This is a genomic window from Streptomyces sp. NBC_01788, assembly GCF_035917575.1.
GTDB lineage: Bacteria > Actinomycetota > Actinomycetes > Streptomycetales > Streptomycetaceae > Streptomyces.
This window is the reverse complement of the sequence record NZ_CP109090.1, coordinates 5,029,444-5,052,503: the sequence shown is the minus strand read 5'-3', so window position 1 is coordinate 5,052,503 and position 23,060 is coordinate 5,029,444. Positions and strand designations below refer to the sequence as shown.

Genomic DNA, 23,060 nt, shown 5'->3' with positions numbered 1-23,060 from the left:
TGGTCGAAAGCAGGCCCCATGCACCACCCCCTCGACGCCCCCGACCGCACCCTGCTGGTAACCGGTGCCGCGGTCGCCGCCGCCGGCACCGCGACCCGCGCGGAAGCCCTGGCCGTGCGCGGCGACCGGATCGTGCACGTCGGCACCGCCGACGACGCCCGCGCCGCGCTCGGCCGCGTGGACCGCGAGCTGAAGCTCGACGGCGGTCTGGTCCACCCCGGCTTCGTCGACGCGCACTGCCACCCGGTGATGTACGGCCAGGCCCTGGCCTGGGTCGACTGCCGGCCCGAGCGCGTACCGGACATCGACACCCTCGTCGACGTGCTGCGCGAGGCCGCTCGCACCCTGCCCGCCGGAGTCCCGGTGCGCGGATTCGGCTACGAGCACCGCCGCCTCGCCGAACGCCGCCACCCGACCCGCCACGACCTCGACCGCGTCGCCGACGACCGCGAGGTCTACGTCATGAACGCTTCCGGCCACGGCGGCGTCGTCAACTCCCACACGCTGCGGACCTGCGGCATCACGGCCGGCACCCCGGATCCCGAGGGGGGCAGCATCGGCCGTTTCGACTCCGGCGAGCCCGACGGACAGCTGTGGGACGCCGCGTGCGACCTGCTCACCGGGCCGGGCGGGGTGAAGATCGGCAACCACGGCCCGAACTTCCACCTCACCGAGCCGGACGCCGTCATGGCCGACCACCTGGCGCGCGCCCAGGAGGTCTTCCTGGCCGCCGGTGTCACCACGGTCGGCGACGCGCAGGCCTCGCGCCGTGAGATGGAGACCTATCTGCGGGCGCAGGAGTCCGGCTCCCTGCGCATGCGGGTGTCGGCGTACCTCACCTCCGCGCTGCTGGACACCGCGCTCGAACTCGGCGTCGTCCACGGCTTCGGCGGTGACCTGTTCCGGGTGCAGGGCGTGAAGTTCTACGCGGACGGCACGCTGGGCGGCTGGACCGCCTACTTCCCCGAGGGCTACGCCGCCGACTGCTGCCATCACGGGCAGCTGTACCACTCGGTCGAGGAGTACGCGGAGATCGTCGCGCGGGCCCACCGGGCGGGTCTGCAGACCGCGACGCACGCCCAGTCGCCGTACGCCATCGGGATGGTCCTCGACGCGGTCGAGAAGGCGCAGGCGGACCGGCCCCGGCCGGACATGCGGCACCGTATCGAGCACAGCGGCCTGCCCACCGACGAGCAGATCGAGCGCATGGGCGCCCTGGGTGTCGTCCCGGTGATGCAGCCGCAGCACCACCTGCGGACCGGCGACGGCACGCTGACCGCCGTCGGTGAACTCGGCCACCGCTACAACCCCGCGGGCCGGTGCCTCACGGCCGGCGTTCCGGTCGTCTTCAGCTCCGACGCGCCGGTCGCCCCGCCCGCCCCGCTGGAGGCGGTCTCCGCGGCCGCCACCCGGCGCACGGTCCTGGGCACCGTGCTGGGCGACGAGACCCTGCGGATGCCGGTCGCCGACGGCCTGCACGCGCACACCGCCGCGGCCGCCCGCGCCCTGCACCGCGAGCACGCGGTGGGCTCGCTGGCGCCGGGCATGCTCGCCGACTTCGTCGTCCTCGACGCCGACCCCCTGCAGACCGCGGCCGGCGAACTCGCCGGCATCGGCGTGCGTGAGACCTGGATCGGCGGCACCCGCGCCTGGGCGGCCCCCGGCCGCTGAGGCTCCCGCTCCGTCCCCTTCCCCCGGGAGCGGCGCGCTCCGCCGCGCCGCTCGCCCGCTCCCCCGTCCCCACCCTCAGCCGGAGGTCCCGCATGCCGGACCGCACCCACCAGCCCGATCCGAGAAACGCGCGCAGAGCCGCGCTGGCCGCCCTGGCCGGCACCTCGATCGAGTGGTACGACTTCTACGCCTTCGCCACCGCCGCGGCCATCGTCTTCAACGACGTGTTCTTCCCCGCGGACATGCCCTCGCTGCTCAAGACCCTGTCCGCCTTCGGCACGTTCGCCGTCGGCTTCCTGCTGCGCCCGCTCGGCGGCGTGGTGTTCGGGCACATCGGTGACCGGGTGGGACGCAAGAAGACCCTCGTCATCACCCTGCTGATGATGGGCATCGCGTCCTTCGCCATCGGCCTGCTGCCGACCTACGCCCAGGTCGGCGCCCTGGCTCCGGTCCTGCTCATCGTCCTGCGCCTGGTCCAGGGCATCGCGATCGGCGGCGAGTGGGGCGGCGCGGTGCTGATCGCGGTGGAGAACGCCCCGAAGGACAGGAGGACCTTCTTCGGCTCGTTCGCCCAGCTCGGTTCGTCCGTCGGCGCCCTGCTGTCCACCGGCGCCTTCAGCCTGATGAACCTCTTCGGCCACGACGCGTTCCTCAGCTGGGGCTGGCGCGTGCCGTTCCTCGCCTCCTCCGTGCTCGTCGCCATCGGACTCGTCATCCGCGTCAAGCTCGAGGACTCCCCGGTGATGTCCGAGGTGCGCGAGGAGCGCGAGGAGAGCGGGACCGAGGCCAAGCTGCCGGTGGCGGAAGTGCTCCAGAAGGCCTGGCGCACCGTGCTGGTCGGCGTCTTCGCCCTGGCCACGGCCACCGGCGGCTACTACGTGGTGACCAGCTACCTGCTGTCCTACGGCACCGGGCACCTGCACCTGTCCGAGTCGATGCTGCTCAACGGCCTGACACTGGCGGCCTTCCTCGAACTGCTGGTGACCCCGGGCCTGGCCTGGATCGGCGACCGCGTCGGCGCGCACAAGGTCGTCATCGCCGGGCTCGCCGGAGTCGTGGTCCTGGCCGCACCGCAGTTCATGGTGATGGGCACGGGCAGCGTCTTCCTGATCTACCTGATGATGCTCGCGATGCGGTTCGTGATGTCGGCCCTGTACGGACCGATCGCCGCGATCCTCGCCGAGGGTTTCGAACCGCACGTCCGCTACACCGGGATCTCCCTGTCGTACCAGGTCTGCAACCTGATCTTCGGCGGCTTCGCGCCGGTTGCCTGCGTGTCCCTGGCCGCGCTGGCGGGCGGCCACTACTGGCCCCCGGCCGTCCTGCTGATGGTCATCTCGGCGATCGGCATCTGGTGCACGGGGCGACTGCACATCGCCCGCCTGCGGCGGGAGGCCGCTCAGCCGGCCGCCACGAAGGCGGATCCAGTGCCGGCGGTCTCCTGACGGCTCACGGCGGAGGGGGCGGGCTCCACCTGGGCCCGCCCTCCCCGACGTACCGGTTCGGCCGTCGGATCGCCGGCCGGACACCGCGCATCCCCCGACCCGCGGGTTGAAGCCCCATACAGACCGCCCTCCTTATGGGTCCCGCACACATGCCCTCCCTCTGTCTCCCGTGCCTAATGTGGGCCGCCACATTGGGACGGAGCCGTGGATGCGCGAAGGAGAGGGCGGGAACATGCCGAACAGACGAAGCCGTGCGGGCCGGTGGCGGATGCTGCTCGCCCTGCTGATGGCGGTGGCGGCCGGACCGGTGGCCGGCGCCGGCACCGCGTCGGCCGCCGAAGCGCCGCCGTCGTACCTCACCCTTGAGGCGAGTTACGGGGCCGGCACCGTCACCAACGGCTGGGAGCGCGTGGAGCGCTACCTCGACACCACCCCCGGGTTCCGCACCGACGGCTACCCGGCCGACGGACGCGGCGACCAGGACGGGAAGCGCGTCACGTACTTCGGCGGGGTCTCCCGCCCGTCCTCCAGCCGCTTCCTGCTCTACTCGGCCCCCGGCTGGAACACCGGCAGCCGCACCACACCGGTCCTGCTCGTGCACGGCGCCAACGACACCGCGGACCGCGCCTGGGCCAACCCGGGCGAGTCGGGCGGCTACGGCTGCGGCGCCCTGTCCTGCCCGTCCAACGGGCTGATGCAGTACCTGTCCGCACGCGGTCACCGCGTCTTCGCCGTCGGCTTCGCGCACAAGCAGGGCGACAACCTGATGCAGGCGCAGATCGTCGGCGACGCCATCGCCGCCATCAAGGCGAAGCTCGGCGTCACCAAGGTCGACCTCGTCGGCTGGAGCAAGGGCGAGATGTCGACCCGCGCGTACGTGTCGTCGCTGAAGCCGAGCTGGGGGCGGGCGTACGCCGGTGACGTGCGCAGGCTGATCACGGTGGGCGGCCCCAACGGCGGCTACGACTACCCGTACGCGCACGGCTGGGCGCACGACTTCTCCATCTGGCCCGAGTGCGGCGGCACGGTCAACGCGCCCTCCCCGCACTCGCGGATGACCTGCTACGGCCTGTACACCGCACACCCCGAGTTCTCGATGACGCCCTCCGGCGGCTACGACAACTACCCGGGCCAGCGGCAGATGCTGGCCCGCTGGGACGGCAGGTACGGAGTCGACGGCGCCGCGCAGGACTGGTACACGACGTACTACGGCGGCCAGGGCTTCTACACCGCCGGCAGCGGCATCCAGGCCGCCATCGACGCCGGTTCGCTGATCAAGCCGCTGCACGACGCCGGCGTACCCGCCTCCGTCACCACCTATCTGCTGGCCGGCGGATCCCCCACCGTCGTCGGCATCTTCAACGAGAACCGCGGGCCGAGCGACGGTGTCGTCTTCATCGCCAGCGCGCTCGACACCACGGGCATCCCCACGGTCGGCGGCACCGCCACCGTCGCCGGGGCCAACCACCTGGAACTGGGCTGGAACGGCTCGGCCGCCGACCGGATCGCCACTTGGCTCTCGTAAAGGATCAAAGGACCAGATGACGATGACCAGCAGCATCCGCACCCGCCCGGTACCCACCGACCGCCTGACCGTCCAGGTCACCGACCTCCGGGACGAGGGCGAACCGGTCGTCTTCGTCCACGGCAACGTCTCCTCCGCCGCCTTCTGGCACCCCACCATGGCCCTGCTGCCGGAGCGATACCGGCCCATCGCGCTGGACCTGCGCGGTTTCGGCGGCACCGACCCGCTGCCCATCGACGCCACGCGCGGCCTGCGCGACCACGCCGACGACCTCGCCGCGCTGCTGGCGGCCCTCGGGATCGACCGGGCGCACCTGGTGGGCTGGTCCATGGGCGGGGGCGTGATCATGCAGTACCTGAGCGACCACCCGGCCGCGGTGCGCTCCCTGACCCTGGTCAACCCGGTCTCCCCGTACGGCTTCGGCGGCACGCACGGGGTGGACGGAACCCTCAACTCCGAGGACGGGGCGGGCTCGGGCGGCGGCACGGCCAACCCGGAGTTCGTCGCGCTGCTGGCCAAGGGCGAGCGCGGTGAGGACTCCCCGGTGACGCCCCGCTCCGTCCTGGCGAACTGCTACGTCAAGCCGCCGTGGCGCCCCGAGGGCGAGCACGAGGACGCCTACGTCGACTCCATGCTCACCACCCGGACCGGCGACGACCACTACCCGGGCGACAGCGTGCCGTCGACGGCCTGGCCGGGCGTGGCCCCCGGCACCCGGGGTGTCCTCAACTGCCTTTCCCCGCTGTACTTCCGCCTCGACGAGCTGCACCTGGTCGAGCCCAGGCCGCCGGTGCTGTGGATCCGCGGCGAGGACGACGTGATCGTCTCGGACACCTCGATGTTCGACCTGGCGCACCTGGGCGCGATCGGCGCGGTGCCCGGCTGGGACGGAACGCCCGCCCAGCCGATGGTGGCGCAGACCCGCCACGTCCTGGACCGCTACGCGGCGCACGGCGGCACGGTCCGCGAGGTCGCCGTCCCCGACGCCGGGCACGCGGTGCACCTGGAACGCCCGGAGGAGTTCGGCGCGGCCCTGCTGGGGATCCTCACGGCATGACACCACGCACCACGGTATGCACCACCGAACAGGGCGCCGTCCGCGGCAGGCTTTCCACCGCCGCGGACGGCGGCGTGGCGTCCTTCCTCGGCATCCCGTACGCCGCCCCGCCGTTCGGCCCCCGCCGCTTCCTGGCACCGGGCCCGCCCGAGCCCTGGGCGGGCGTGCGCGACGCCACGGCCTACGGCCCGACCGCGCCGCACGCGCCCTACGTGCCGCCCTTCGACGCCCTCATCCCGGAGAACGACATCCCCGGCGAGGACTGTCTGAACCTCAACATCTGGACACCCGCCCCGGAGCGTGGGGCCGGCCTGCCGGTGATGGTGTGGCTGCACGGCGGGGCGTTCTCCAACGGCTCCGGCTCGGCGTCGGGGTACGACGGCGGCGCCTTCGCCCGTGGCGGGGTCGTCTGCGTCACCCTCAACTACCGCCTGGGCTCGGACGGTTTCCTCCACCTTCCCGGTGTGCCGGACAACCGCGGGCTGCTGGACCAGGTGGCCGCCCTGCGCTGGATCCGGGCCAACATCGCCTCCTTCGGCGGCGACCCCGACCGGGTGACGGTCTTCGGCGAGTCGGCGGGCGCGATGGGCATCGGCGTCCTGCTGTCAACGGGCCTGGCCCGCGGGCTGTTCCACCGGGCGATCCTGCAGAGCGGCGCCTGCCACCACTTCCTGCGCCCGTCCTCGGCGGCCCTGATCGCGTCCCGGCTGGCCGCGAAGCTCGGCATCGAGGCGACTCCGGAGGCCTTCGCCGGGGTCCCCCTGGCCGACCTCCTCCCCGCCCAGGCGCAGCTCCGCGCGGAGGTGAGCGCCCGCCCGGACCCGGCCCTGTGGGGCGAGGCGGTGCTCAACATGATGCCGTTCGAACCGGTCACGGCCGGCCTGTCCCTGCCCGGCTCCGACTGCGGAGTCGACCTCCTGGTCGGCAGCAACCGCGAGGAGCACCGCCTGTTCCTGGTCCCCACGGGCCTCCTGGAGAGGATCTCCGAAGCCGGCCTCCACACCGCGGCGACGGCCTACGGCCTCGACCCGGCCAAGGCCCTCCCGGTCTACCGGGCGACCCGCCCCGCCGCCACCGCGGGCGAACTCCTCTCCGCGCTGGCGACGGACTGGTTCTACCGCATCCCCGCCATTCGCCTGGCCGAGTCGGTCCCGGGCTCCCGCGTCTACGAATTCGCCTGGCGCTCCCCGCAGTTCGCGGGCCGCCTGGGCGCCTGCCACGCCCTGGAACTCCCCTTCGTCTTCAACCGCCTCCAGGACCCTTCGTACACCCCCCTGGTGGGCCCCCACCCACCCCAGCCTCTCGCGGACGCGATGCACGAGGCCTGGCTCTCCTTCGCGAAGACCGGCAACCCCGGCTGGCCCGCCTACGACACGGCCACCCGCACCACGATGGTCTTCGCGAACGCCCCCGTGTGTGAGGACGACCCGCGCGGGCAGGAACGCCTGCTCTGGGACGGCGTGCGCTGAAGTCCCCGCTTCCTCAGGCGCGTTGGCGACCATGTGCGGCAGGAGGGCGCCCTCAGCGCAGTGACTGCTCCGTCCAGATGACCTTTCCGGTCGATGTGTAGCGGGTCCCCCAGCGCTGGGCGAGTTGCGCGACGAGGAACAGCCCTCGTCCCCCTTCGTCGGTGCTGGCGGCACGCCGCAGACGCGGTGAGGTACTGCTGCAGTCGCAGACCTCGCATATCAAGGTGCGGTCATGGATGAGCCGCATCTCGCACGGCTGTGCCGCGTACCGGATGGCGTTGGTGGCCAGTTCGCTGACGATCAGCTCGGTGGTGAAGGTCAGCTCCTCCAACTGCCATTCGGACAACTGACGAACGGCCTCCTCACGCAGGTGGGACACGGCGGCCGGGTCGTCGGCGAGATCCCAGCGCGCGATGTGCCGGGCGTCCAGGGCGCGGGTGCGCGCGACGAGCAGGGCGACGTCGTCGCCGCGTCGGGCGGGAAGCAGACCGTCGACCAGCACTCGGCAGGTTTCGCCGGGCGAGCCGCGGGCACCGCGGAGCAGTCGCCGCATGTGCTCGATTCCCGTGCCGATGTCGCGATCCCGGTGCTCGACGAGGCCGTCGGTGTACAGGATCAGCTGGCTTCCCTCGGGCAGTTCCAGGTCCAGGGTCTCGAACGGCAGGCCGCCGAGGCCCAGCGGCGGCCCGGCCGGCCCGTCGAGGAAGTCGACCGTACCGTCGGGCAGGACCAGGGCCGGTGCCGGGTGGCCCGCGCGGGCCAGGGTGCAGCGCCTCGATGAGGGGTCGTAGACCGCGTAGAGGCAGCTCGCGCCGACGACCTCACTCGGCTCGCCCCCTTCGGGCTCCGGGTCGAGGTCGAGGCGGACCACCAGGTCGTCCAGTCGGGTGAGCACCTCGTCCACCGGCAGATCGAAATCCGAGAAGTTGCGGACGGCCGTGCGCAGGCGGCCCATCGTGGCGGACGCCTGCAGGCCGTGGCCGACCACGTCACCGACGACGAGTGCCACCCGGGCGCCCGACAGCGGGATGACATCGAACCAGTCACCGCCCACGGCCGACTGAGCGGGCAGGTAGTGGCATGCGACATCCACGGCGTTCTGCTCGGGAAGAGTGTGCGGGAGCAGGCGCCGCTGCAGGGCCAGAGCGGTGGTGTGTTCGCGGGTGTAGCGGCGGGCGTTGTCGATGCACACCGCCGCCCGGCTCGCGAGTTCCTCGGCAAGGGAGAGGTCGTCCTCCTCGAAGGGACCGGGCCGCTCGGAGCGGTAGAAGGTCACCACGCCCAGGACGACCCCCCGGGCGCACAGAGGGGCGGCGATGAGCGAGTGCAGTCCCGCCTCACGGATCTGCTCAGCGCGTGCCGGGTCGTGAACCGTCCACGAGTAGGCCGTCTCCAGTTCCGGTTCGAGGACCGACTGCCCGGTCGTCAGGCAGTTCCGCAGCACGGGCGGGGTGTATTCGATCCGCGTCCCCGCCGGGTAGAGGTGTGAACCCGGGCGGACGGCACCGAGGGCGATCCGGTGCATCTCCGCGGCCGGGTTCGTCGGTTCGTCGCCGGTGAGCACGGACTCGGCGAGGTCGACCGAGACGAAGTCGGCGAAGACCGGGACCGCTGCCTCGGTCAGTTCCTCAGCCGTACGGGTCACGTCCAGGGTCGTGCCTATGCGCTCCGCCGCCCTGCACAACAGTTCGAGGCGCTGTCGCGCCCGCACGGCCAGACGCCCGATGCCAGGCTCGCCCACGGCGACGAGCCCGCCCTCCACGGCGCCCCGCCGCTCACCGACGGACGGCGAGGCGTGGGCCGGGGCGGGCCTCGCCGACACGGATATCGGCCTGGGCGTCGTCTCCGCGGCCCGAGCACTCATGGGCTCCAGGCTCATGGGCTCCAGGCACTGGAGCGCGCCGTCGGCGCGCAGGGCCTCGACGACGAAGCCGGTGAGGGCATCGATGGCGCCTTCCACGGGCCGGCTGCGCAGCGCGGCGGTGCGACCTCCGGCAAGGGGTACCTCGACGACCGCCGCTTGTCCGGCGGAGATGAGTTCCGCCGCCGCCTTCCGCAGGACCTCAAGATCGTAGCGGTGCAGCGGTTCCCCGGCCGTGCTGATGACGTCGCGCGCGAGAAGGTGTGCCGTGACGCCGCCGGCCGTCCTGCGCTGGGCTCGCAAAAACGCGCGGAGCAGGGATCGCTCGTGTTCCTCTATGTCGTCGAGAAGCAGACGCTCGATGGTGTTGGCCGACTCCTGGACCAGGGTGAGCATCAACGGGTCACCGAGATCGTTGATACTTGAAATATTGATCACGCCACGGACTCGCCCGCTGAGCGGATCACGTATGGGCGCTGCCGCGCAGGCGAAATTCCGGTTGATGTCGGCGAAGTGCTCACTTCCACGGATGAAGGCCGGGCGCCGGTCCGCGAGTGCCGTACCAATGCCGTTGGTCCCGACGGCTCCTTCCAGCCAGCCGAATCCTGGTTCGACTCGCAGGGCCTCCAACGAGCGGCTCAACGCGGGGATGCCCACCCGGCGTTCCAGCACCTGCGCCATGGGGTTGCAGAGGGCTGTGACGACGTCCATCCCCGACAGCCGGGACTGCAGCCGGTCCAGGGCCGGCCCGGCGATGGACAGCACGCTGTCCTCGCGGTTCACACTGTCGAAGTAGGGGATGCTGACGTGGTCCGCGGCGATGCCCCGAAAGCGGCAACGCTGCCAGGAGAAGAGCACGGCGCTGCGCACCGCGAGGTCCACGGACTCGCCGCTGAGGAATTTGAGACGCGCTTCTTCGAGGCGTCGCGCGTCGTCCCAGTTCACCCTCATACCGCCTCCTCGCCTGTAAGCGAGTCACCCTTGTCAAATATAACGCCCGCCTGGATCCCCGCAATACAGAGTGAAGGACTTTCCATTCGAAGATTCACTCCGGTCCGCAGAAAAGGGAAACGGGGCCGAGCGGGCACCGGAAATGCAGGGAATCAGCTCTCTTGAAGATCGGACAGGAACTTCATCTTGTGTCCGGCGTCAGCCTTTTGAAGCGCGGGACCGGAAGAACGGCGCGGCACACCTCGCCGAGCTGACATGCCGTCAGCCGGACCCGGCACCGGCCCAGCGGTGGGCACGGCACACTCCTCGCGGAGCGCCTTCGAGTCGACCTTCCGGCGAATGCGGATCACATTGCCCCGGAGGCACCCGTCATGGAATCTCGTCCCCGTGGGCCGCGCGACTTTCGGGGGGCGTTCTGCACATCCCCGGCCGGGTCCTCCTGAAACCGCATTTCTTGCCTGCTCGGTCTGTCACGGGTCGGCGACAAGTAGTCGCGATATCCGTCACGGGTCGGCGGCGCAGTCGCGATACCGGCACTGCCGACCGAAAAGGAACGTACGCTCATTCCTTATCGCCTGGCCCGGACGTCCAGGCGGGTTGTTCATGAGTTACGCATGCCACCATGGGGGGTGTTGTGCCGACGCGTTTCACTGTGCTGGGGCCTGTTCGTGCCTGGAACGGGGATTCCGAGCTGGAGCTGGGGCCGCCGAAGCAGCGCGGTCTGCTGGCCCTGCTGCTGATCCAGGCGGGCCATCCGGTGGCCGTCCACGACATCGTCGACGCGCTGTGGGGACAGGCCCCGCCGGACAGCGCCGTCAATGTGGTGCAGCGGCACATCGGGGCACTCCGCCGCCTGCTCGAACCGGAGCTGCCGGCCCGGAGCCCCTCGCGATGGCTTGTGCGGGGTGCGGGCGGCTACCGCCTGGAGGTGGAGCCCGGCTCGCTGGACCTGCTGCGCTTCCGTGCCCTGCGTCAGGAGGCGGCCCGGTCGGCGGGCGCAGGCAGCCCCGCGCGGGCCACCGAGCTGCTGATCGAGGCCCTGAGGCTGTGGCGGGCGCCGGTGGCCTCGGACATCGCGCCCGAGGTGCGGTCCCACCCGGCCTTCACCGCCGTGGACCGCGAGTATCTGTCCGCCGTCAAGGAGGCCGCCGACCTCGCGCTGGAGGCCGGGCCGGAACTCGGCACCGGAGTGCTGGTGGCGCTGCGGCAGGCCGCGGCCCAGCACCCCTTGGACGAGGCGCTGCACGCCAGGCTGATCGTGGTGCTCGCCTCGACCGGGCACCAGGCGGAGGCGCTGGACCTGTTCCGGACCCTGCGCGCCCGGCTCGTGGACGATCTGGGTCTTGAGCCGGGCCCCGAGCTGCAATCCGCCCATCAGCGGGTACTGCGCCAGGCCGTTCCGTCGCACGCGGCGCCGCCCGCCGCGCTCGAGGAGAGCGAAGGTGACCCGGAGGAGGAGCCGGGAGGGACGACCGCCGCGGCGGAGGCGCCCCCGTGGACGGCCGCCACCGTGCCTCCCGCCCAGCTTCCCGCGGATCTGGCCGTCTTCACGGGCAGACGCAGCGAGCTCGCCCAGGTGAAGGCGCTGCTGCCCGCCCCGGAGAAACCCCCCTCCATGGTGGTGATCAGCGCGATCGGCGGGATGGCGGGCATCGGCAAGACCACACTGGCCGTGCACTGGGCGCACCAGGCCGCCGACCGCTTCCCCGACGGGCAGCTCTACGTCGATCTGCGGGGGTTCCACCCGACCGGCTCGATCATGAGCCCCGGCGAGGCGATACGCACCTTCATCGACGCCTTCGGTGTGCCCGCGCACCGGATTCCCGCAGGACAGGACGCGCAGACCGCGCTGTACCGCAGCCTGCTCGCCGACCGGCGGGTGCTGATCGTCCTGGACAACGCGCGGGACACCGAGCACGTCCGGCCCCTGCTGCCCGGGGCGCCCGGCTGCCTGGTCATCGTCACCAGCCGCAACCAGCTCCATGGCCTGGTGGCGGCGGAGGGCGCCCACAGCATGACGCTGGACGTGCTGAGCGAGGCGGACGCGCTGGAGTTCCTGTCGCGCCGGCTGGGTGCCGGACGGATCGCGGACGAGCCCCGCGCCGCCACGGAGATCATCACCCTGTGCGGGCATCTGCCCCTGGCGCTGGCCATAGTCGCCGCCCGCGCCGCGGTGAATCCCTCCTTCTCGCTCGCCGCCGTCGCGGCCGAGCTGAGCGAGAGCCAGGGCAGCCTCGACGCCTTCACCGCCGAGGCCCCGGTGGCGGACGCGCGCTGTGCCTTCTCCTGGTCCTACAATCTGCTCACCCCGGCGGCCGCACGTATGTTCAGGCTGCTTGCCCTGCACCCGGGCCGGGAGTGCTCGCTCGCCGCCGCCGCGAGTCTGGCGGGGCTGCGGCCCGGCCAGGTCCGGCCGGCGCTCGCGGAGCTGGTCCGGGCACATCTGATCTCCGAGCCCGCACCCGGCCACTTCAGCTGCCATGAACTGCTGCGCTCCTACGGAGTGGAGCTCGGCGAGGACAAGGACACGGCGGAGGAGCTGCACACGGCCCGGCGCCGGATGCTGGACCACTATCTGCACAGCGCACATGCGGCGGACACCGTCCTCGCGCCCAGCCGGGACCGTATCGAGCTGGGCCCCCAGGAGGCCGGTGTGACCACGGTGTCCTTCGCCGACCAGACAGGTGCCGCCGACTGGCTGGACGGCAATCTGTCCGCCATGCTCGCCGCCGTCGAGCAGGACGCCCGGCACGGAAGCGGCCGGCACAGCTGGCAGCTGGCCGTGACCCTGGAGCGCTATCTGGACCGCAACGGCCGCTGGCAGGAACAGCTCGCCGCGCAGACGACGGCCGCGGCCACGACCCGGCGCCTGGGCGACATACGCGGTCAGGCCCACGCACACCGGGCGCTCGGCTTTGTCGCCGGGCGGTTGGAGCGCTGGGACGAGTCGGCCGAGAACCTGTCGCGCTCCCTGGAGTTGTTCGGGGACTTCGGTGACGCGGTGGGGCAGGCCCGGGTGCACCGTTACTTCGCCTTCCTGGCCAACCGCCGGCAGGACCAGGAGAAGGCGCTCGACCACTACAGGTCGGCACATGCCCTGTACCGCTCGGCCGGGCACCGCAGCGGGGAGGCCAGCGTCTTCAACGAGATCGGCTGGACGTACATCCTGCTCGGTCAATACGGTGAGGCCCTGGACGAGTGCGGACGGTCCCTCGAAGCCCACCGGGCGATCGGCGACCTCAACGGCGAGGCCGCGGCGTGGGACAGCCTCGGCTATGCCCATCACCATCTGCACGACCACGACCGGGCGCTGGAGTGCTACGAGCACGCGCTGACGCTGTACCGCACCATCCGCGACGCCTTTCTGGAAGCCGACACCCTGGCCCACATCGGCGATGCCCACCATGCGGCCGGGCGTCCCGCGGAAGCGGCGCTCGCCCTGGGCCAGGCGCTGGAGATCCTGGACCGGATCGGACATCCGGACGCCGCACTCGTCCGTGGCAAGCTGACTGACCTCGCCCCGCCCTCCTCGTCCCCCGAGGACGGGGAAGGCCAGGGCGCCTGACGCCGGCGCCGATCGCCGCCTCCTTTCCCGCGGCCGGACGTCAGTAAACCGTCAGTGTTGCGGAAGTGGCGGCTGCCTACGCTCGCCGTGCGCCGATTCACCGGGGGCCGCGGCGCGTTCGGCACGCCTCGGTGTGCCGGCGGTGCGGCGACCTCCGGTTCCGTGGGACCGGCTTCGTCCTGAGCATTCCTGCCGTGTCGGTGGTTCCTTCCCGGCGATCGTCGCGTATGCCCTCCCGCGTACGAACGAACAGTCCTGATGGGCGAGTACGGCGCACGCAAGGCCCTCCCCCTACAGGAACTGGACCATGAACACGACCTTTGCGGACGCCGCGACCCCCGAACACCAGACGCACCTTCTGCAGAGGCTGGTCACCGACCACACCAAGGTGCTGCTCGCCTACGCCGAGAAACTGCTGAACGACCGCCACACGGCGGAGGACGTCGTGCAGGAGACCTTCATCCGGGCCTGGCCCTACGCGGAACGGCTGTACAGCACCCAGGGTTCGGTACGGGGCTGGCTGCTCACCGTCACACGCAATCTGGTGGTCGACCGGATGCGCAGCGCGGCCTCCCGGCACGAGACCGTGGGCGCGGAGGACCATGACGCGTTCCAGCCCGATCACGCCGACGGGGTACTGACCTCGGTCGAGACGATCACCCTGCTGCGCCGGCTGTCCCATGAGCACCGGGAGGTGCTTCTGCACACCTACCTGTGCGGCAGGACCGTCAAGGAGACAGCGCGCATCCTCGGCATACCGGCGGGCACCGTGAAGTCCCGCCAGCACTACGCCCTCAGCAGTCTGCGCAGCAAGGCCGCGGCAGTGCCCCGGGACGGGGCGCTGCCGGCGTGAGCCCGTCCTCACGGCCGGGCCCCCGCCGGCCGTGAACGTGACGCGCCGGGTGCCGGTCACCGGCCGGCGCGCGGCGGGTACCGGCCGCCCGTCGACAGGGGTCATGGGGTTCCTCTTCACGCCGGAACGGTGAGCCGCACGTCCAGCACCGGAATGTCCACATGGCCGTCGGCGTCCGTGTTCCAACGCCAGTGCGCGCCGTCCACCTCGCCGGAGACGAGTCCCGTCCAGCCCGCACCGCCCGGTCCGCACAGCGCGGTCAGCTCGGCGGTCTCCCGCTCCGTGGGGGTGCCCGCCAGGACCACCAGCCCCTTGACCGGGTGCCGTGAGGCGGCGGCGCGGGTGGTGCCGCCACCGGTCGCGGGAGCCGCCGCCGGTGCTTCGACCCGGGGGAGCCGTTGCAGAGCTCCCGGCAGGGCGAGCGCGTCGGCGCCGTCCCTGCCGCCGAGGACGGTCACCGGGGTGTCCGGCCTGCTGCGGGCGATCTCCGCCAGCAGGTTCTGCACCACGTCGCGCGCCACGGCCTGATCGCCCGTCACACTGAGGACACCGTCCAGACGGCTGAGGTCCACGAACACCGGTTCGCCGTCGGTGTCGGTCCCCACCCGCACCAGACACGCGGCGGTGACGGCCGCCCATGAGGTCGTGGCTCCGTCGCCGCCGGCCGGGGTCATCCAGCCGACAGCGGCGGCGGTACGGCGCCACCGGGTGCCGTCGATGTTCTGCCAGGGGGCGTCGACCGCGGAGGAGGACGGCAGCCACACCGTGACACCGCCGTCGTCGACGCGCAGCCCGTGCACCGGCGTCTCCGGCCGCCCCCCGCCGGCGGAGAGTTCTCCGAGGGCGCCGTAGGCACGCCGTACGGAGTCGGCGTCTGCCGCGAACCGCCGGCCCGTCGCGCGTCGCAGCATCAGCCGGCGCCGCCGCCTGGCAGGGGCCCCCAGCTTTCGCACCACACGCATCCCCGCGGCGTACACGGCGCGTGCCTTCTTCCTGCTCACGATGATCGCGGTCACCAGGGCCATCAGGAGGGCCACGACCGCGGCCACCGCCGCGGCCAGGGGAATGGCGAACACGGTGGATCCGCCGGTGGCCGCTCCGGCGTCGCCCGCCGCGCCGTTCGGGTCCGTGGACGTGTCGTTCGCGTTCCCGGTCTCCCTCGCCAGCTGCACGCCGGGCCCCGAGGCATCCGGTGGCAGCCGCAGGATCCAGCCGGGATGCAGCTGCTCCTCGGGAGCGTTCAGCGCCCCGCCGTCCTTCTGCCGCAGACCGCGGTTGAGGTTCAGGATCTCCCCCGCACGCGAGGCGTCGCCCAGGGTGCCGGCGGCGATCGACTCCAGGGTGGCGAGCTGCCCACCGGACTGCGCGGGGTCCTGGACCACGAACACCTTGATCAGATCGTCGCCCTCCGCGGCGGCCGCGGACGAGGCCGCGCCCAGTGCGGCCAGGCAGGCCATCACCACGGCCGCGAGGAAGCGCAGCACGGTGTGCGGCGTGCGGTGGGGCGCGGTGGCTCTCGGCCGGTGCCGAGGCACGGCGCCGGTGTCGTCGGTCATGGGGTCCGCCATGTCGTCTGCTACTCCTCCGGGCTGCTGGGAGCGTTCCGCGGGCCGTGCGGGGAAGGCCCTGCCGCTGTCCGCCGACGCGCTCCACCGTCTACACGGAGCCGGGCGGTGAAAGCGTTCGAAGAAGATGTGAACCCTTGGGAAGCCCGAGCCCGTGTATCTGGCGACTGCACCTGAGGGGCACCGCGCACGGGGGATGAACATGGCACGTCGGCACGCGAGTTCCGAGGACTTCCAGATCGTCGGGATGAACGGGGATCCGACGCCTGGCGACCCGGACCTGATCCAGGCCGTCATGCAGCGGTACCGGGACGTCGGAGACGCCGCGGAGAAGGCGCTGAACGTGCTGAAGAGGGACGGCACGATCGCGCAGGGCCGGGGTTCGGCCATGGACAAGCTGAAGGAGAAGATCGGCGACGATCTCCCGAACAAGCTGACCAAGACGATGACCTCCTATCACGACGCGGCCCAGGCCTACAGCGACTACATCCCGCGTCTGCAGGAGGCCCAGGACACCTTCGACCGGGCGGTCGACCAGGCGCGGGCCGCCGCACCGCAGGCGAACCAGGCGCCCAGGGAACTGGGTGCCGAACCCACGGACGAGGAGAAGGCCGAGGCCCGCCGGGTCCAGGACTCCATCGACTCCGGCAAAGGCGGGATGAGCGCGGCCAGGAGCCTGGCCGAGCAGGCCAAGGCGATGCGGCAGAGCGCCCAGCGGGAGTGCGCCGACGTGCTGGACCGGGCGGCGAGGGAGGCGATTCCGGAGCGGAACATCTTCCAGAAGATCGCCGACTTCTTCAGGGACTTCCCCTTCGTCCAGATCCTGCTCGCCGCTCTGATCGCCGTGGTGGCGGTGTTCTTCCCGGTGGTGGGCGCGTTGCTCGGCGGGGCACTCTTCGTCTTCAACCAAGTCGTCGCAAGTCAGACCGGCGGTATCAAAGCGGGTGACTTCGTCGTCGGCCTGCTCGGCATCGTCCCCGGCGGCTCCCTGCTGAAGCTGGGGGGCAGGGCGGTGGAAGCCATCGCCCCCGCCGCGGTGGCCGCGATCAAGGGATCCAGCGTGATCACCAAGACCACCGGAACCATTACCAAGGTCACCGAGTCGCTCGCCAACAACAAGGCCATCAGCGGGATCCTCGACACGTCGGTGGGCAAGGCGGCCGCGGAGGCCGGCGGCGGCTTCCTGAAGAACTCCGCCCTGGAAACAGCCGCCAAGGCGGCGAACCACGACGAGATCACCGCGGCCGGGGTCTTCGCCGGAGCCGCGGCGGGGGCCGTGGCGGGAGCCGTCTTCAAGGGAGGCATCGGCAAAATCGGCTCGGCCAGGGGGAACCCGCCGGTCAGGGACGGCGCCGGCGGCCGTTTCGGGGACACCACCGCTCCGGCACTGGGCGACAGCGTCGGAAAGCGGGCCTCCGACCAGGTCGGCAACTTCGTCGAGGAAGGCGCCACGCTCGGCGCCAAGATCGGTGTCGGGATCGCCCAGGGCGGCGATCCCAACGAGGTCGCGGCCGGTGAGATCGCCAACTCGGCCCCCACGCTGGGCGTGGGACCGGTCGGCAAGGCGGGCCTGGGCCGCGTGGTCGACGGCGTGACGGCCAAGATCCCGATCAAGGGCAACGTCCGGCCCGGCACCACGCCGCCCATCGCCCCGGCGGGCGTGCCGCTGCCCACGTCGCCCACGACGCCGCGACCCACGGGCGTGAACCCGGCGGATGTGCCACTGCCCACGTCACCCACCAACGGCGTGAACCCGGCGGGCGTGCCGCTGCCCGCATCCCCCACAACGCCGCGACCCACGGGCGTGAACCCGGCGGATGTCCCACTGCCCGCCTCACCCACCAACGGCGTGAACCCCGCGGATGTCCCATTGCCCGCCTCACCCACCACCCCACGACCCACCGGCGTGAACCCGGCAGACGTGCCACTGCCCACGTCACCCACCTCCGGCGTGAACCCCGCAGATGTCCCACTGCCCGCCTCACCCACCACCCCACGACCCACCGGCGTGAACCCGGCAGACGTGCCACTGCCCCCATCACCCACCACGCCGGACGGCGGCCAACCGGGCGGGCGTCCCCCGCTCCCGCCGCTCACCATCCCCGACACCCCACCGGCCCGCGGCGCCGATACCTCGTCCTCACCGGACAGCAGCGGGTTCGTCACGGCACCGACCAGTCCCGATGAGCCGACCGGCAACGGCGGCCAGTAGCACCGGGCCGGGCCGCCCTCGGACCGGCCCGGCCCGATGCGCCCTCGGCCCTCTGCCCTGGCCCTCACAGAACTCCATCCATGAACGGATGGACGGAACCGACCAGCAAGGAGTACTTCCATGCCTTCCTACAACGTCAACTCCGACGAGACCGCCTCGACTTCGCAGGCCCTCCTCAATGACTTCGCGCAGCTGCAGGACAAGCTCGCCGAGGTCAAGGGGAAGATCTCCAACCTGCTGGCCAACGGCTACAGCACGCCCGCCGCCCAGCAGAAGTTCTCCCCGTTCTTCGACGAGTTCGCCAAGGGGTTCGACCAGGTCAACCAGGGCCTGCAGGGGATCGGCCAGTACGTGAAGGCCGTCGGCGACGCGTTCTCGCAGACCGACGACCAGCTCGGCTCCAACCTCGGCTGACCCCGCGGCCCGCTCGGTGTCGAGGCGCAGTGAAGACACCCACCCCCCACGAGAAGGACGATGAGCAGTGCGATTGACCGTCAGTGTTCGTGACCCGCGGATCGAGGGGGTGTCCACCACCGTCGTCGTCGACACCGAGCCTTCCGCGCAGGCGGGCAGGTTCGCGGCCGAGCTGGCCCGTGCCGTCGGCCATGCGCAGGCCGACGGGGCGGGGGCGCCGGAGCCTGCTCTCTACATCGGCTCCACGCCCGTCGACCCGCAGGCCACCCTCCAGACGGCCGGTGTGCGGGACGGCATGGACCTCGGACTCGGAACCCCCGTTCCCCAGGAGCCCGAGGCCGAGGGCCACAGCGAGGTCCGGGTGGTCTCGGGTCCGGGGGCGGGGACCGTCTTCCGTCTGGTGCCCGGCGACTACGACATCGGCAGCGGTCCGTCCTGCCGGATCAGACTGGCCGGGACGGCACCCACGCTCGCGGCCCGGGTACGGGTCCGGCTCGACGGAAGCGCCGAGCTGCTCAGGGCCGACATGGCACTCGTCGACGGCAGGAGCGCGACGGCTCCCTCGCCGTGGCAGGAGGGCAGCCAGCTCACCGTCGGTGACATCCTACTGGAGCTGACATCACGTCAGGACTCCCGGGCGCCGCTGACGCCGGCCCAGGACGGACTGGGCCTGGAGTTCAACCGGCCGCCTCGCTTCCTGCCGCCGGCGGCAGGCGCGAAGTTCCGGCTCCCTGCACCACCGGCGAAGCCGGACAAGCGGCCCATCCCGTTGCTGCCGATCCTTCTGCTCCCAGCGGGCAGCGCCATGATCGCCATCTTCGTCACCCAGCGCTGGTCCTTCGTCTTCATCGCCCTGCTCTCGCCGATCGCCGCGCTGATCACCCAGTTCGGCGGCCGCAAGCAGGCGATGCTCAAGTACCTGGAGAAAAAAGAGGAGTACGAGCAGACTCTGGTGCGGGTGCGCGCGGACGTCGACCAGGCCGTCATCGAGGAACAGCACAACCTGCGCCTGTCCCTGCCGGACCCCGCGGCCCTGCTGCAGATGGCCGCCCAGCCCTCGGAACGACTGTGGGAGCGGCGCTGGCAGGACCCCGACTTCCTGTCCGTACGGGTCGGCACGGCCGATCTTCCCTCGTCGTCGAGCGTCGACGATCCCACGCAGGACGAGCACCGGCGCACCACCGTGCCGCAGCTGAACCAGGTGCCCGTCGCCACATCGCTGCGCCGCGTCGGCGTGGCCGGGATCGCCGGCACGGGAGCGGCCCGGCTGGCCGGGTGGATGACGGCCCAGGCCGCCGCCCTGCACAGCCCCGCCGATCTGCGGATCGTGGTGCTCGCGGGACCGGACGGCGAGCAGGACTGGTCGTGGACGCGCTGGCTGCCGCACACCCAGGCACAGGGGGAGGACGCCTACGCCCTGCTGGGCAGCACCGCCCACTCCCTGGCCCGCCGCATCGGCGAGCTCGGGCAGATCGTCGCCTCCCGTATCGGGGCCGGACCCGATCTGACCCGGGGCGGCGCGAACGGCTACCCGGACATCCTGGTCGTCCTGGAGCAGGCCCGCCGCGCTCGTTCTCTTCCCGGTGTCATCGCCCTGCTGCGCGACGGACCGTCGGTGGGCGTCCACACCCTCTGCATCGACCGCGAGGAACGGCTCCTGCCCGAGGAGTGCGGCGCGGTCGTGGTCACTGAGGCGGGCGCCACCACGGCCTCCAAGGTCCGCACCGGTGCGGGTGCGGGGCTGGAGGGGGTGCGCACCGACTCGCCGGAGGCCGGCTGGTACGAGCACTTCGGGCGCGCCCTGGCTCCGCTGCGTGGCGTCGGTGACAGCGACGAGAGCACCCTGCCCGGCTCGGTACGTCTCCTGGAGCTGCTGGACATCGAGCCGCCGACGGCCGAGGCCGTGGTGGCCGGCTGGTCGCTCGGCGGCCGCAGCACCATGGCCGTCCTGGGCACCGGATACGACGGGCCGTTCGCCGTCGACCTCGTGCGGGACGGCCCGCACGCACTGATCGCGGGGACGACCGGTTCCGGCAAGTCGGAACTGCTGCAGACCCTGGTCGCCACACTGGCGGTGGTCAACCGTCCCGACGAGATGACCTTCGTCCTGGTCGACTACAAGGGCGGCAGCGCCTTCGCCGAGTGCGCCGATCTGCCCCACACCGTCGGCACGGTCACCGACCTCGACACCCACCTGGTGGAGCGGGCCCTGGTGTCCCTCGGGGCCGAGCTGCGGCGCCGGGAGACACAGCTGGCCCAGGCGGGCGCCAAGGACATCGAGGACTACCTCGACAAGCGGTCCCGCGGCGGCGACGTACTGCCGCCCCTGCCGCGGCTGATGCTGGTCATCGACGAATTCGCCTCCATGGTGCGGGAACTGCCCGACTTCATCTCGGGCCTGGTCAACATCGCGCAGCGCGGCCGGTCCCTGGGGATCCACCTGGTGCTGGCGACGCAGCGGCCCGGCGGCGCCGTCACTCCGGACATCCGCGCCAACACCAACCTGCGGATCGCCCTGCGCACCACCGACACCACCGAGAGCCGGGACATCATCGACGCGCCCGACTCCGGGGAGATCTCTCCGGCGAACCCGGGCCGCGCCTACGCCCGGCTCGGACCGTCGGCCCTGCTGCCGTTCCAGTCCGGCCGGGTCGGCGGGCGCCGGCCCGGCGGCCACACCGCCGACGGCACACGGACCGTCATCCGGGCGGAGGCGGTGTCCTGGCAGGAGATCGGCGGTCCGCTGCCGCGCGACGGAGCCCGCGGCGGTGCACGTCCCGCGCAGACCGAGGCCGTCACCGACCTCGCGGTCCTGACGGGCGCCGTCGCCCAGGCGGCCCGGCTCGCCGGAATTCCCCGACAGGCCAGTCCGTGGCTGCCGCCGCTGCCCGGCCTCCTCACCCGGACCCCGGAAGCCGCGCCCGCGCCCGCCGCCGAGCGCGCTCCGGCGCTGCCGGCCGTGGAGTACGGCGTGGTCGACCTGCCGGCGCAGCAGACCCGTGCGCCGCTGGTGTTCGACCTCGACCGCTCCGGCCATCTGCACATCATCGGATCGCCCCGCAGCGGGCGCTCCCAGACGCTGCGCACCCTGGCCGCGGCACTCGCCGAGGCGCACGGCGCCGACGACGTGCACCTGTACGGCATCGACTGCGGCAACGGCGCGCTCAACGCGCTGACCGCGCTGCCGCACTGCGGCGCCGTCGTCGACCGCAACCAGACCGAGCGGCTCGGACGGCTCCTTGAGCGGCTCAACTCCGAACTCACCGCCCGGCAGAGCATCCTGGGGACGCGCGGCACCGCCGACCTGACCGAGCTGCGCAAGGCGCAGAACCCCGGCGAGCGACTGCCCCACATCGTGCTGATGGTCGACCGGTTCGAGGTCTTCGAGCGCGAGTTCGCGTCCTACGACAACGGCAGCTACATGGAGCGTCTGGTCCGCCTGCTGCGCGACGGCGCGGGTGTCGGTGTGCATGTCGTCCTGGCCGGCGACCGGGTGCTCGGCGGCAGCCGGTTCTCCGGCACCACCGAGGACAAGATCGTCCTGCGGCTCAACGACCGCCAGGACTACTCCACCGTCGGCATCCCGACCAGGTCCGCCCCCGCCGACCTGCCGCCGGGGCGCGGTATCCGTCCGCAGGACCTCAGCGAGGTGCAGATCGCGGTGCTGAGCGAGGACCTGGCCGGCACCGCGCAGGCCGAGGTCCTCACCGACCTCGGCCGGCGGCTGAGCGAGCGGGAGTCCGCGGTGCCCGCGGAGCGGCTCCCGCTGCGCCTGGACGTCCTCCCCGACCGCATCGGCTACGCCGACGCCCTGGCCCTGCACTCCCACGGCGGGCCGACGCGGCCCCTGGTGGCGGTCGGCGGTGACACCCTCACCTCCCTCAGCCCCGATCTGGCGGACGTGCCGACCTTCGTCATCGCCGGGCCGCCGCGCACCGGCCGCAGCTCCGCGCTGCTGACCGCCGCGCATTCGCTGCTGGCGGCGGGCGCCGGACTGATCGTTCTCGCTCCGCGCCGCTCGCCCCTGCGCCTGCTCCAGGGCCGCCCCGGTGTGGCCGCTGTCATCACCGACGCGGAGGTGCCGGTCAACGAGTTCCGTCCGGCGCTCGGCAATGTGCCGGAGGAGAACGGGGTGATCGTCGTGGACGACGCCGAACTGTTCATGGGCGCCGAGATCGACGCCGATCTGGCCCTGCTCGCCCGGGGCGGGGCCGGGACCGGGTGGGGCGTTCTGGCGGCCGGCAACGCCGAGTCGCTGTCGCTGAGCCTGGCCGGCTGGATGGGGCAGGTCAAACGCAACCGCACCGGCATGCTGCTGTCCCCGCAGGGGCTCAGCGACGGAGAGGTCATCGGGGTGAAGCTGACCCGGGGCGTCGTCGGCCAGGCGCCGCAGCCGGGCCGCGGGCTCCTGCATCTGGGCGACGGAACACTGCGGACGGTGCAGGTGCCGCTCCCGGACACGGATCTGTGAA

The 23,060-nt window shown here is 72.1% G+C and carries 12 protein-coding genes; 10 read left to right on the top strand and 2 right to left on the bottom strand.

Going from position 1 to position 23,060, the window contains the following annotated elements; genetic code table 11:
• Window positions 1-18 precede the first annotated feature (18 nt).
• The 5 genes from OIE49_RS22995 (at window position 19) to OIE49_RS22975 (ending at window position 7,167) form a co-directional block, all read left to right on the top strand.
• Window positions 19-1,671, top strand: a complete 1,653-nt coding sequence (locus OIE49_RS22995) for an amidohydrolase (RefSeq protein WP_326803931.1) — start codon at window positions 19-21, stop codon at window positions 1,669-1,671.
• A gap of 92 nt (window positions 1,672-1,763) precedes the next feature.
• On the top strand, window positions 1,764-3,116 hold the full coding sequence (locus tag OIE49_RS22990) for an MFS transporter (protein WP_326803930.1): 1,353 nt from the start codon (window positions 1,764-1,766) through the stop codon (window positions 3,114-3,116).
• A 232-nt stretch (window positions 3,117-3,348) separates the two neighbouring features.
• The gene (locus OIE49_RS22985; protein ID WP_326803929.1) at window positions 3,349-4,641 is read left to right on the top strand and encodes an esterase/lipase family protein; all 1,293 of its coding nucleotides are present in this window, start codon (window positions 3,349-3,351) and stop codon (window positions 4,639-4,641) included.
• 22 nt (window positions 4,642-4,663) lie between these two features.
• A complete protein-coding gene (locus OIE49_RS22980; RefSeq protein WP_326803928.1) occupies window positions 4,664-5,698 on the top strand; it encodes an alpha/beta fold hydrolase in 1,035 nt (344 codons plus the stop codon).
• A complete protein-coding gene (locus OIE49_RS22975; RefSeq protein ID WP_326803927.1) occupies window positions 5,695-7,167 on the top strand; it encodes a carboxylesterase/lipase family protein in 1,473 nt (490 codons plus the stop codon). The genes OIE49_RS22980 and OIE49_RS22975 overlap by 4 nt, the downstream gene beginning before the upstream one ends.
• Before the next feature lie 52 nt (window positions 7,168-7,219).
• Here OIE49_RS22975 and OIE49_RS22970 read toward each other — a convergent pair whose 3' ends face one another.
• Window positions 7,220-9,979 (bottom strand): SpoIIE family protein phosphatase, encoded by a 2,760-nt coding sequence (locus tag OIE49_RS22970; protein ID WP_326803926.1) that lies wholly within the window; start codon window positions 9,977-9,979, stop codon window positions 7,220-7,222.
• A 622-nt stretch (window positions 9,980-10,601) separates the two neighbouring features.
• On the opposite strand from OIE49_RS22970, the gene OIE49_RS22965 reads away from it, so the two are divergent.
• Window positions 10,602-13,544, top strand: coding sequence for an AfsR/SARP family transcriptional regulator (locus tag OIE49_RS22965; RefSeq protein ID WP_326803925.1), 2,943 nt, complete (start codon window positions 10,602-10,604; stop codon window positions 13,542-13,544).
• A 307-nt stretch (window positions 13,545-13,851) separates the two neighbouring features.
• Window positions 13,852-14,397 (top strand): sigma-70 family RNA polymerase sigma factor, encoded by a 546-nt coding sequence (locus OIE49_RS22960; RefSeq protein ID WP_326803924.1) that lies wholly within the window; start codon window positions 13,852-13,854, stop codon window positions 14,395-14,397.
• Window positions 14,398-14,513: 116 nt separating this feature from the next.
• On the opposite strand, the gene OIE49_RS22955 is transcribed toward OIE49_RS22960, so the two are convergent.
• Window positions 14,514-15,965: a hypothetical protein gene (locus OIE49_RS22955; protein ID WP_326803923.1), complete on the bottom strand. Its 1,452-nt coding sequence runs from the start codon at window positions 15,963-15,965 to the stop codon at window positions 14,514-14,516.
• A 199-nt stretch (window positions 15,966-16,164) separates the two neighbouring features.
• On the opposite strand from OIE49_RS22955, the gene OIE49_RS22950 reads away from it, so the two are divergent.
• The 3 genes from OIE49_RS22950 to OIE49_RS22940 all read left to right on the top strand — a co-directional run bounded on the left by OIE49_RS22950 (window position 16,165) and on the right by OIE49_RS22940 (window position 23,059).
• On the top strand, window positions 16,165-18,174 hold the full coding sequence (locus OIE49_RS22950; protein WP_326803922.1) for a hypothetical protein: 2,010 nt from the start codon (window positions 16,165-16,167) through the stop codon (window positions 18,172-18,174).
• A gap of 120 nt (window positions 18,175-18,294) precedes the next feature.
• Window positions 18,295-18,588 (top strand): WXG100 family type VII secretion target, encoded by a 294-nt coding sequence (locus OIE49_RS22945; protein WP_100571994.1) that lies wholly within the window; start codon window positions 18,295-18,297, stop codon window positions 18,586-18,588.
• Window positions 18,589-18,661: 73 nt separating this feature from the next.
• Window positions 18,662-23,059, top strand: coding sequence for an FtsK/SpoIIIE domain-containing protein (locus OIE49_RS22940; protein ID WP_326803921.1), 4,398 nt, complete (start codon window positions 18,662-18,664; stop codon window positions 23,057-23,059).
• Window position 23,060: the final 1 nt, after the last annotated feature.